This is a genomic window from Variovorax sp. dw_954, from assembly GCF_018449755.1.
In the GTDB taxonomy this organism is placed as follows: Bacteria; Pseudomonadota; Gammaproteobacteria; order Burkholderiales; family Burkholderiaceae_C; genus Variovorax.
On record NZ_JAAVVD010000052.1, the window covers coordinates 1 to 9828 of the forward strand.

Sequence of the window (9828 nt, forward strand, 5' to 3'; positions counted from 1 at the left end):
CGAACCGGCGCCGGCGAACCCGGCGGACAACGCCGGGAACAAAGATTGCAGTGATGCACTCGCCGCCTTGGCGCTGTGCACGAAGAAATAAAGCGACGAGCAGACAGGGAGAACCAAGAACGGGCCCGGCATTGCCTGGCGCGACTGTCCACATTTTTTGTTGGAGCCAGCATGCGAATCAGATCAATCCTCACGGCCCTGCTGTTCATGGTCTTCGTATCCTCGGCCTTCGCGCAGGCCGCCAGGACACCGTACAAGATCGTGACCGCTTCGAAGACCGGCACCTACATCCAGATCGGCCGCGATCTTGCGAAGTGGGTTGCCGAGCCCGCCGGCATCGATCTCGAGGTGCTCGAATCGAAGGGCTCGGCGGAGAACATCAGCCGCATGCGCTTCGAGCAGGGGGTCAAGCTGGCGCTGGTGCAGTCCGACGTCTACCAGGCCTTCCTGGACGAGGCCAAGGCCGGCAACGCGGAGGCCGGCAACATCATTCGCCCGCTGCGGCTCATCATGCCGCTCTACGACGAGGAGATCTACTTCGTCGCCCGTGCCGATTCACCGATCAATTCCATCCATGAGATCAAGGACAAGAAGCTCAGCGTCGGCCCGATAGGCAGCGGCACCGCGCTCACTTCGCGCACGCTCTACCAGTTGATGTTCGGCGAGCCGATTCCGCAAGCCAACGCGCAGTACCTCAGCAATGAGGACGCGCTCGTTGCGCTTACCGTCGACAAGACCATCGACGTGGCCATCATCGTGGCCGGGCAGCCAGCCAAGCTGTTCACCGACATGCTGCCGGAGGCGCGCAACTACATCAAGATCCTGAAGCTGGACGAGAAGGCCCCGGAAACCGCGCGTGGCCGCAAGACGTACTTCCCCGCGACCATCCGCGCCTCCAGCTATTCGTCGTGGCTCACGGCCGACATCCCGACCTGGACCGTCAAGGCCTACCTGGTCACCTATGACTACGGTCTGCAATCCACCGTCGGCAACCTCACGCAATTCGCCGATTCGCTGTGCGCCAACTTCGACAAGCTGCAGGCCAACGGCCATCCGAAATGGAAGCAGGTGCGCCTGGAACTGCCGCCGCTGGGCACCGGCTGGCGCTACTACCCGCCGATGGAAAAACGCCTGCGCGCCTGCATCGCCGGCAAGATGGCGGCCGCTGCCCCGGCGGCCGCCGCGCCGGCGCAGCCCCGCACGCGGCCCTGCACTGATCAGGAGGTGGTACTGGGGTTGTGCAAACGCTAGGAGCCAATAGCACACCGGCCTCGCGCAGGCGTACGATGGGCACCGTCAGCATCGCTGCTCGAGAAGGCTCATGAGCGACCCCGACTTCACGTCCCTGCGGCAACTCATGCTCGCGGAAATCACCGCGAAGACGATCTTTGCCACCTCGTACCTCGGAAAAGCCGCGCTGCGGCGGCCTGTGATGGAGGCCATCGGCAAGGTGCCGCGACATGAGTTCGTGCCCTTCGAGCTGCGGCCCTATGCGTACGTCGATTCGCCCTTGCCCATCGGCTTCGGCAAGACCATCTCCCAGCCCTTCATCGTGGCCGTGATGACCGACCTGCTCGACGTGCAGCCGAACGACCGGGTGCTCGAGATCGGGACCGGCCTCGGCTACCAATCGGCGGTGCTGGCCGAACTCGCGACGCAGGTCTACAGCGTCGAACTGATCGAGGAGCTGGCCAGCCAGGCGCGGCGCCGGCTGGCGCAGCAGGGCCATCTCAACGTCGAGATCAGGGTAGGCAACGGTTGCAACGGCTGGCCGGAACACGCGCCCTTCGACAAGGTGATCGTCACCGCGGCGCCTGAACTGATTCCCCCGGCGCTCACCTACCAGTTGAAGCCCGGCGGCAAGATGGTGATACCCGCCGGGCTGCCCGATGCGCAGCAACTCATCGTGGTCGAAAAGAGTGCGAGCGGATCGCTGGCGACGCGGGAGATCTTCGCGGTGATGTTCTCGACGCTGGAGGACGCTCCGTCAGGCTGAGCGGCGCGCGGTCGCCGATTTGCGATTGGCGCTTGCCGCCGGCCTGGCCGGGGCAGGGGAGCCTGCCGCCTTCCTTGCGGTCCGTGCGCGCGCAGCCGGGGCCTTTGCTGCAACCGTCGCGACTTGCGCCGCCGCCTCTTCCCCCAACACCGCTCCCTTGAGTTCCTCGAAGGCCTCGGCGGCATGGCGCGCCAGCATCTCCACGCCCGGCACGGCCTCGGGCATGGCCAGGAAGCCGACCTGCAGGCGTTCGTCGAGTGTCACCGTCGTCACGTTGAGCATCTGGCCCGCCGGCACCACCGAGACCGGCAACACCCATGCGACCTTGGCGCCCATGAGGAATCGCTTCTCCGCGAAGCCGAAGGGGTTCGACACCATGAGGTTGGCCACGGGCACGCCGGTCTTCAGGCCGATTTTTTCCACCAGTGCAGGTATGCCGTGCACCAGCGTCGTGTAGAGCATCACCGCTTCGCTGCCCGACTTCCCGATCACGTTCTTGACCGTCCGGGTCTCGGCACGGATCGCGGCCAGCCGCTGCGCCGGACCGAGGCCTGGCGCCCCGAGCGGGAACTGAAGCACGGCGATCTGGTTGCCGCCTTGCGCATGGGCCAGCGCAATCGGCATGGCCGCCACCAGGGGCTTGCTGGCGCGCTTGCCGCGCTCGTGCAGGTAGCGCGCCAGCGCCATGTCCAGGGTGGCGAGCAGCACGTCGTTGAGGGTCGAGCCGGTCGCCTTGCCGATGGCCTTGATCCCGGCGATGGGCAGCGTCGTGAAGGCCAGCGAGCGCCTTGCCGATGCGCGCCCGCGCAGCGCGCCCGGCACGCCGGTGTAGGGCAGCGACAACCCTTTCGCGCCGCCCACGCCCAGCGCCTTCAGGCCTTGTTGCGCCAGCATGCCGGAGAGCTCCACGGCCGTCATGGCAGTGCCACCGAGCTTGTCGAGCAGGCCGGTCAGGCGCCTGGCGACGGAAGCGCGCACGGGGTTCGGCTGGGCGTGTCGGGGAAGGGCATCCCACATTGCGCGCACTTCGAGATCGTGGGGCGATTCCGCCAGCCAGTGCGAGATGGCCTGCACGAAGCCGCGGCCGTCGATGATGCCGTGATGCGTCTTGCCGTAGAGCGCGACCTTCCCGCCTTCGATGCCGTCGATGATGTACATCTCCCACAGCAAGCGCGTCAGGTCGAGGCGCGATTCATGCAGCCTGCAGACTTCCGCGCACAGGTCCTCGAGACTGCCTGCACCTTCCAGCGTGACCCTGTGCACCTGCTTCGACACATCGGCTTCGGCGTCGACCTCCAGCGTCGGCATGGCCAGCGGGGGCGTGCGCAGCTTGTAGTTGAACGGTGCGCCCGCGGGCCGTTCGAGCATGCGGGCCATGAGCCGGTCGGCAAAGCCCGCGCGGCCTCGCGCGGGTGGCTCGAGCACGACCAGCGGCCCGATGTTGAAGGGGCGCTCCGGCGTCTCCAGCAGGAACATCGCCAGGTCAATCACGGAAAGTGCGGGCATGGATTCGCCTCCTGCAAACCGGCGGGAGGGCATTCCCGCGCGCAAATGCCATCCTGCTCCCCGAGCCGTCGGCGCGGCCATGTTGCCCCGCCTTTGTCGATACGGCAAGGAGCGCGCGCCGGTGTCGGCGCTCAGTGCGCGTCCGCCTCTTCCGGCGCTGCCAGGCTCAGGGTGGCGCGGCCGATGTTCTTGTGCTCCATGATCGACTGCTCGAGGCGGCGCAGCATGCGCGCAAGCTCGGTTTGCGAATGTTCGCCGGCGAGCTCCACCCGCGCCGAGACGACGACCCGTTCGGGGCCGATGAACTCCCCGTAGAGCCAGGTGACGCGCCTCACTTCCGGCAATGCCTTGAGGGCGCGAATGGCGTTCGAGCGCTGCGTGGGCGACAGCGGCGCGCCAGCCAGGAAGCGACGGTTCATGAGCACCAGGTACAGGCCGCCCACGCCCATCAGCAGGCCGACGACGAACGACCCCGCCGCATCCCAGGCCACCTTGCCCGTGTATTGGTGCATCGCCATCCCGGCCGCCGCCGCGACGATGCCCGCCAGCGCGATGAAGTCCCCGATGACGACGGTGCGTAGCTGTGCGTCGGAGGTCTTGAATACATGCGCGAAGGCCCCGTACTCGAGCTCTGCCGCGCGCTTGCGCACGAAAGTCACCGCCTGCGCGAACGACCAGACCTGCAGCACGAACGACACGGCTAGCACCACGTAGCCGATGGTGTACTCGGTCGTCTGGTCGGCCGTGCCGAGTTGACGCAGTCCGCGCCAGATGCCGACTTCCGCGCCCACGGTGAGCATCGCCACCGACCCGAAGAGCGACCACACGTACGACTCGCGGCCGTAGCCCAGCACATGGGTTTCATCGGGCGGCCGCCGCGCCGCCAGGTAGGCGGCGACCAGGAAGCCATCGGTCACGGTGCCGACCCAGGAGTGAACGGCTTCGGCCAGCATCGACGCGGAGTCGGTCATGCCCGCGGCCAGCGTCTTGACCAGCGCCAGCAACACGCCGCCGCCGAGCGCGAGGACCACCACCGACCTCACATCGGGCCAGTCGCCCTGGATGCCGAGGCGGCGATGGAATCGAGTGAAGGCTCTCATGCGTGGATCGTAGCGCCGACGTTGCCGCGCCACCGTGCGCATCTGCGCCATGCGTTGGGGCGCCATATCGGGCCATCGAATGGACGGCCATGGATGCGGATGCAGAATGTCCGCTGTGAAAGGGTCCGCATGCTCTGACCGCGGCGAGCGCACCGGGCCCCGCCCGGCGCGCGGTCGACCGCTATGCCGCCACCTTCGCGGGCGCGAAGCCCAGCACCGCCTTCACTTCGAGGAACTCGCCGAACGCATGGTCGCCCCATTCGCGGCCATTGCCCGATTCGAGATGCGCCCCGCCGGCTTTTCGCTGGCCGGGTTGATGACGTCGATGCTTTTCGGTTCGACCGGATCGACCCATTGGCCGTCGATGTAGAACTTGAGGTAGTCGCGCAGGTCTTCTGTCTCCTGGAGTGGCGGCCAATCGGGTCGCGGAATCGTTGTGTACGGCAGAATACATCGATCCGCAGTGGCCCGTTGTTTCAGTGCGGGTATTCAAGGGTGCCGACGCGGCGCCCGCATGCGCACGCTAGCCTCTGCGAGTCGTGTCATGGAGTTTCAGAATGATGAATCGATCAGATCCCGTCTGGCTGATCACCGGATGTTCGACCGGATTCGGTCGCGAGCTGGCCAGGCTGGTGCTGGCACGAGGCTGGCGCGCGGTCGTCACCGCGCGCGATCCGGCGCAGGTGGCGGACATTGCCGCGGGCCATGGCGGCCGGGCGCTCGTGCTGGCGCTCGATGTCACGCGCCGTGACCAGATCGCCAGCGTGGTGGCCGAGGCGAAGAAGCATTTCGGCCGCATCGATGCACTGGTCAACAACGCCGGCTACGGCTACCTCGCGGCGATCGAGGAAGGCGAGGATGCGGAAGTGCGGGCGATGTTCGAGACCAACGTCTTCGGATTGATCGAGATGACGAAGCAAGTGCTGCCGATCATGCGGGCGCAGGGCAACGGGTTGATCGTCAACATCTCCTCGATCGGCGGACTTTCGAGCTTTGCCGCCACCGGCTACTACCATGCCACCAAGTATGCGGTGGAGGGCTTGTCCGAGTCGCTCTCGATCGAGTTGAAGCCGCTGGGCATCGGCGTGCTCATCGTGGAGCCGGGGCCGTTCCGCACCAACTGGGCCGGCCCCTCCATCAAGCAGTCGGCCACGCGCATGGATGCCTATGAAAGCACTGCCGGCGAGCGGCGCAGGCAGACCGCCGCGCGCAGCGGCAATCAGGCGGGCGACCCGACGCGCGCCGCGCAGGCCATCATCGACGCGTCGCTGTCCGACCACCCCCCGTTGCGTCTGGTGCTCGGCAAGCTTGCACTCGAACTGGCGCGTGGCAAGCTGGAACGCTTGCGCAGCGACTTCGACGCCTGGGAGTCGATCACGCTCGGCGCCGACTATCCGGCGAGCGGGAATTGATGTTCCCAGTTGACAGCAAGGAAGCCGCGCTCGCATCGCTGCTGGAGCGGCGTTCCATCTCGCCGAAGCGCCTGGGCGCGCCGGGACCGGATGTCGAGAACCTGAACCTCATGCTCAAGGCCGCATTGATCGCGCCGGACCACGGCGTGGTGAGTCCACGCGCGCGGAAATAAGTGCCGATGCGCGAGCAGTGGCTCGCTGGCGGTGCCGCGCTGACGGCGCGGATCGGCGTCGGCACCGAGGAATTCCTGGCAGGCTTCATCAGCCTGGGACGCGTGATCGAGGCACCGCCGTCGAAGCGGCATGCCTTCCCGGCGGAAGTGTGGTCGCGCTGGCGGCCAGCAAGCATCGACCCTTCGCATGCGGATTCCCGGGCGGCTGCCGGCAAACCGGGCCTCGAGCCGTAGCAGCGCTCGACAGCAACCGCGCCTGCAGGTTGCTGCCCTTATCGTTATATTCACCGGAATACATCGCAAGCGGCGCGCCGCGCATCTTCCGGAGGATTGTCTTCATGCTCGATTGGGATCAGGTCATCGATCGCCGGGAAAAAGTAGGACCCTGGTTTTCGCTTGCGGGGATGCACCACGCGCGCGCGCAGTCGCTGATTGCCGTGGATCGGATCGCCGCCGCCATCCGGCCGGGCATGACGACCCTTCAGGCGTGCGAAGCGGCCAGCGACGTGCTCGGCCACATGGGCATGCAGCGCACCTGGCATCGCACCATCGTGTGCTTCGGACCGGACACGCTGAAGAAGTTCGGCGAACCCGCCGACCCGGCGCAGGTGCTCGGAACCGATGACATCTTCTTCGTCGACATCGGCCCGGTGTGGGACGGACACGAGGGCGACGCGGGCGACACCTTCGTGGTGGGAAGCGGTCCTGACATGCAGGCATGCGCCCGGGCGGCGCGCACGCTGTGGCACGAGGTTGCCGCGCGATGGCGCCGCGATCGGCTGAGCGGGCAGGCGCTCTACGCCTACGCGACTAAGCAGGTCGAGTCGATGGGCTGGCGCCTGAATCACGAGATCAAGGGACATCGGCTGGGCGATTTCCCCCACGCGATCCACAAGGCTGGCAGGCTCGGCGATTTCGAGTCGTGCCCATCGATCGGGCTGTGGGTGCTGGAGATCCAGATTGCGCATCCGGTGCGTCCGTTCGGTGCCTTCTATGAAGATCTCCTCATCGAGGATCACGGCGCGGCAAATTGTGGCGCGCTGCCATGACGACAGCCACACAGGACGCAGCGGCTGAGTGGCTGTTCTCCTACGGCACGCTTCAACTCGAGCCGGTTCAGCGCGCCACCTTCGGGCGCCTGTTGTCGGGGCAGCCGGACTCCTTGTCGGGCTACCGCCTCGAGCAGGTCGCCATCCGCGACGCGGCCGTGGTCGCGACCAGCGGCAAGGCGCACCATCCGATGGCGGTGCGCACGGGAAAGCAGAACGATCGCATCGAGGGAACGGTCTTTGAGATCACAGCGGCGGAACTGGCGCAAGCCGACGACTACGAAGTCGAGGACTACCAGCGTGCGCGCGCGACCCTGGCTTCCGGCCGGCAAGCCTGGGTCTATGTCGAAGCCGGTGCTGGCGCGACGAACTTTGGGCCGTCCGCAGGCGCGAGCGGCTGGCGCAATGCAAGTCGTCGCTCGACGACCTGAAACTGGTGGCGCGCACCACCGGTGGGATTTCCTTCCTGTCGGGCTTCAGCACCTTCTCCCATATCAGCCGCAGCTTTCGCCAGGCCTATGGCTGCTCGCCGCGCGAATATCGTGCGCGGCTCGGCGATCGCGGTGCCTAGCCGAAGGTGAAGGCGAACGCCTCGGCGCCAGGGTCGAGGAACTCGATGTCGAAGCGTCGGTCCGTGACGCTGCCCTGCTGCCGCACCAATTGGTAGAGGCGCTGCTCGGCAACGGTCCCGTTGCCTTGCGCATCGATGTCCATGCCATGGTCCGCGCCCGGTGGCTTGCCATCGATGAGCACCCGGAAGCGCACCGGTTTGCCGTCCTTGCCCGGCCCCAGCACCAGGTGCAGGTCACGCGCATGGAACTGGTAGCTGATGCGTCCGCCACCCTGGTCGAGCACGGCGCTTTGGCCGCCGACCATCCACTCACCCGCGAGCGCCCATTGGTTGGACTTCAGGTCGGGCCGTGTCGCGTAGTTGCGCGCCTTGTCCCGCGCCAGGCCGCCTGAGGACGCGAAGTTCTCTGCACGTTCGTAGCCGATGTAGGTCTCCGGCGATTGGACGTTGGCGTTGTCGGCCGCCGCCTGGGCGCCGGTGGCCGCGACCTTCACCAGATCGCCCGTTGCCACGTCGCTGCCGGCCTCGGCCAGCAACTGCTGGATCACCTGCTCGGACTTGTCGTATTCGCCCTCGCCGAAATGGTGATGGCGGATGTTGCCCTTCGCGTCGATGAAATAGTGGGCCGGCCAGTACTCGTTGTGGAATGCGCGCCAGATCGCGTAGTCGTTGTCGACCGCCACCGGATAGTCGACCTTGAGTTCCTTCACGGCCTTCCTGACGTTGTCGACGTTCTTCTCGAACGCGAACTCCGGCGCGTGCACGCCGATGACGACCAGGCCCTTGCCTTTGTACTTGTCGGACCAGGCGCGCACGTAGGGCAGGGCGCGCAGGCAGTTGATGCAGGAGTAAGTCCAGAAATCGATCAGCACCACCTTGCCGCGCAGTTGCTCGGCCGTCAGCGGCGGTGAATTGAGCCACTGCACCGCGCCCGCCAGCGATGGCATGGAGCCTTCGATGGGCAGGCCGCCCGCGGCGACGCCTTTCATCGCGGGGGCCCCCGACATCGCATTGCCCGACGCCATCATCGCGTTGTTCGAGGCCATCATGGCATTCGAGCCGCTCATCATGACGGTCGAGTCGGCGCCGCCGGTGACCACGTCGTCGGAGGGCGCGGCCGCAGCTTTCGGCGCGGGGCGCACCGTGTCGACGAGCGCCTGCTCGACCTTGGAGGTGTTCGCCAGCGACAGCTGCGCCAGCACGCCGGTGTCCAGCCCCAGCGCGATCGCCGCTACCCCGCACAGCAGGGCCGCACCGATGCCGCGCCGGATCCACTCGCCGGCACCCAGGGAGCGCTTCATCGCCTTGAAGAGACGCCCGCCCACCAGCAGTGCACCAGCCAGCGAGGTTGCAGCGCCGGCGGCGTAGGCGAGCAGCAGCAGCGATGTCTGCGCACTGGCGCCGTTGAGCGCCGCGCCGGTCAGCAGCAGCCCGAGGATCGGGCCCGCGCACGGCGCCCACAGCAGGCCCGTTGCCACGCCGAGCAGCAGCGATGGCACGATCGACGACGCGCCACTTCCGGATGCGCCGCGCGTGGCCGAGTCGGACAGCCGTGAACCCCAGGCCACCAGCGGCCGGGTCGCGTGCTCGGCCAGTTGCGGAAACAGCAGCATGAGTCCGAACACCGCCATCAGCACGATCGCAACCCAGCGCCCGTACTGGTTGGCCTGCACCGCCCAACCGCCGCCGACCGCGGCCAGCGAGGCCACCAGGGCAAAGGTGACGGCCATGCCCAGCAGCAGCGGCAGCCCGCTCTTCAGGAACGGCTGGTCTCCCCGTGCGAAGACGAAGGGCAGCACCGGCAGGATGCAGGGGCTGAGGATGGTCAGCACGCCACCCAGGTACGCAACGAGAAAGAGGATCATGGTCGGCTGCTTTGCGGACTCAGGCCGCGGCGGGCGTGAACTTGAGTGCGAGGCCGTTCATGCAGTAGCGCAGCCCCGTCGGCTTCGGGCCGTCGTCGAAGACATGCCCCAGGTGCCCGCCGCAGCGGCGGCAATGCACCTCCGTGCGATCCATGC

13 protein-coding genes are annotated in these 9828 nt (G+C 67.0%); 8 read left to right on the forward strand and 5 right to left on the reverse strand.

Going from position 1 to position 9828, the window contains the following annotated elements:
* The first annotated feature begins 171 nt into the window (after positions 1-171).
* Together HB681_RS36910 and HB681_RS36915 are read left to right on the forward strand one after the other, a co-directional pair.
* Positions 172-1251 (forward strand): TAXI family TRAP transporter solute-binding subunit, encoded by a 1080-nt coding sequence (locus tag HB681_RS36910; RefSeq protein ID WP_213959867.1) that lies wholly within the window; start codon positions 172-174, stop codon positions 1249-1251.
* A 70-nt stretch (positions 1252-1321) separates the two neighbouring features.
* The gene (locus HB681_RS36915; protein WP_256354594.1) at positions 1322-1996 is read left to right on the forward strand and encodes a protein-L-isoaspartate(D-aspartate) O-methyltransferase; all 675 of its coding nucleotides are present in this window, start codon (positions 1322-1324) and stop codon (positions 1994-1996) included.
* Here the strand turns inward: HB681_RS36915 and HB681_RS36920 are convergent.
* The 3 genes from HB681_RS36920 to HB681_RS36930 form a co-directional block, all read right to left on the reverse strand.
* Complete coding sequence (locus HB681_RS36920) at positions 1988-3502, reverse strand: wax ester/triacylglycerol synthase domain-containing protein (RefSeq protein WP_213959868.1); 1515 nt, start codon at positions 3500-3502, stop codon at positions 1988-1990. The genes HB681_RS36915 and HB681_RS36920 overlap by 9 nt on opposite strands.
* A gap of 131 nt (positions 3503-3633) precedes the next feature.
* Positions 3634-4602, reverse strand: coding sequence for a cation diffusion facilitator family transporter (locus HB681_RS36925; RefSeq protein ID WP_213959869.1), 969 nt, complete (start codon positions 4600-4602; stop codon positions 3634-3636).
* A 181-nt stretch (positions 4603-4783) separates the two neighbouring features.
* Positions 4784-4957 (reverse strand): hypothetical protein, encoded by a 174-nt coding sequence (locus HB681_RS36930; protein ID WP_213959870.1) that lies wholly within the window; start codon positions 4955-4957, stop codon positions 4784-4786.
* A 202-nt stretch (positions 4958-5159) separates the two neighbouring features.
* Here HB681_RS36930 and HB681_RS36935 point away from each other — a divergent pair, with 202 nt between their 5' ends.
* From HB681_RS36935 to HB681_RS38600, 6 genes are read left to right on the forward strand one after another with little or no spacing between them, the layout of a single operon-like run.
* Positions 5160-6014, forward strand: a complete 855-nt coding sequence (locus HB681_RS36935; RefSeq protein ID WP_213959871.1) for an oxidoreductase — start codon at positions 5160-5162, stop codon at positions 6012-6014.
* Positions 6014-6187, forward strand: a complete 174-nt coding sequence (locus HB681_RS36940) for a hypothetical protein (protein WP_213959872.1) — start codon at positions 6014-6016, stop codon at positions 6185-6187. Before HB681_RS36935 ends, HB681_RS36940 begins: the two co-directional genes overlap by 1 nt.
* A gap of 6 nt (positions 6188-6193) precedes the next feature.
* A complete protein-coding gene (locus HB681_RS36945; protein ID WP_213959873.1) occupies positions 6194-6421 on the forward strand; it encodes a hypothetical protein in 228 nt (75 codons plus the stop codon).
* A 29-nt stretch (positions 6422-6450) separates the two neighbouring features.
* Positions 6451-7236 (forward strand): M24 family metallopeptidase, encoded by a 786-nt coding sequence (locus tag HB681_RS36950; RefSeq protein ID WP_256735258.1) that lies wholly within the window; start codon positions 6451-6453, stop codon positions 7234-7236.
* Positions 7233-7667, forward strand: a complete 435-nt coding sequence (locus tag HB681_RS36955; protein WP_213959874.1) for a gamma-glutamylcyclotransferase family protein — start codon at positions 7233-7235, stop codon at positions 7665-7667. Before HB681_RS36950 ends, HB681_RS36955 begins: the two co-directional genes overlap by 4 nt.
* Before the next feature lie 5 nt (positions 7668-7672).
* Positions 7673-7807 carry a hypothetical protein gene (locus tag HB681_RS38600; protein WP_256735259.1) on the forward strand — a complete coding sequence of 45 codons (135 nt, stop codon included), beginning with the start codon at positions 7673-7675 and terminating at the stop codon, positions 7805-7807.
* Here HB681_RS38600 and HB681_RS36965 read toward each other — a convergent pair.
* Complete coding sequence (locus tag HB681_RS36965) at positions 7804-9672, reverse strand: cytochrome c biogenesis protein DipZ (protein ID WP_213959875.1); 1869 nt, start codon at positions 9670-9672, stop codon at positions 7804-7806. The two genes, HB681_RS38600 and HB681_RS36965, sit on opposite strands and share 4 nt — an antisense overlap.
* A 19-nt stretch (positions 9673-9691) precedes the next feature.
* The coding region (locus tag HB681_RS36970; RefSeq protein WP_213959879.1) for a peptide-methionine (R)-S-oxide reductase at positions 9692-9828 on the reverse strand (137 nt) is incomplete at its 5' end.

Excerpts from the sequence above, each read along its gene's own strand:
- HB681_RS36925 (WP_213959869.1), bottom strand. The coding sequence starts at position 4,602 with ATGAGAGCCTTCACTCGATTCCATCGCCGCCTCGGCATCCAGGGCGAC.
- HB681_RS36920 (WP_213959868.1), bottom strand. The coding sequence starts at position 3,502 with ATGCCCGCACTTTCCGTGATTGACCTGGCGATGTTCCTGCTGGAGACG.
- HB681_RS36915 (WP_256354594.1), top strand. The coding sequence starts at position 1,322 with ATGAGCGACCCCGACTTCACGTCCCTGCGGCAACTCATGCTCGCGGAA.
- HB681_RS36945 (WP_213959873.1), top strand. The coding sequence starts at position 6,194 with ATGCGCGAGCAGTGGCTCGCTGGCGGTGCCGCGCTGACGGCGCGGATC.
- HB681_RS36935 (WP_213959871.1), top strand. The coding sequence starts at position 5,160 with ATGATGAATCGATCAGATCCCGTCTGGCTGATCACCGGATGTTCGACC.
- HB681_RS36910 (WP_213959867.1), top strand. The coding sequence starts at position 172 with ATGCGAATCAGATCAATCCTCACGGCCCTGCTGTTCATGGTCTTCGTA.
- HB681_RS36940 (WP_213959872.1), top strand. The coding sequence starts at position 6,014 with ATGTTCCCAGTTGACAGCAAGGAAGCCGCGCTCGCATCGCTGCTGGAG.
- HB681_RS36965 (WP_213959875.1), bottom strand. The coding sequence starts at position 9,672 with ATGATCCTCTTTCTCGTTGCGTACCTGGGTGGCGTGCTGACCATCCTC.
- HB681_RS36955 (WP_213959874.1), top strand. The coding sequence starts at position 7,233 with ATGACGACAGCCACACAGGACGCAGCGGCTGAGTGGCTGTTCTCCTAC.
- HB681_RS36930 (WP_213959870.1), bottom strand. The coding sequence starts at position 4,957 with ATGGGTCGATCCGGTCGAACCGAAAAGCATCGACGTCATCAACCCGGC.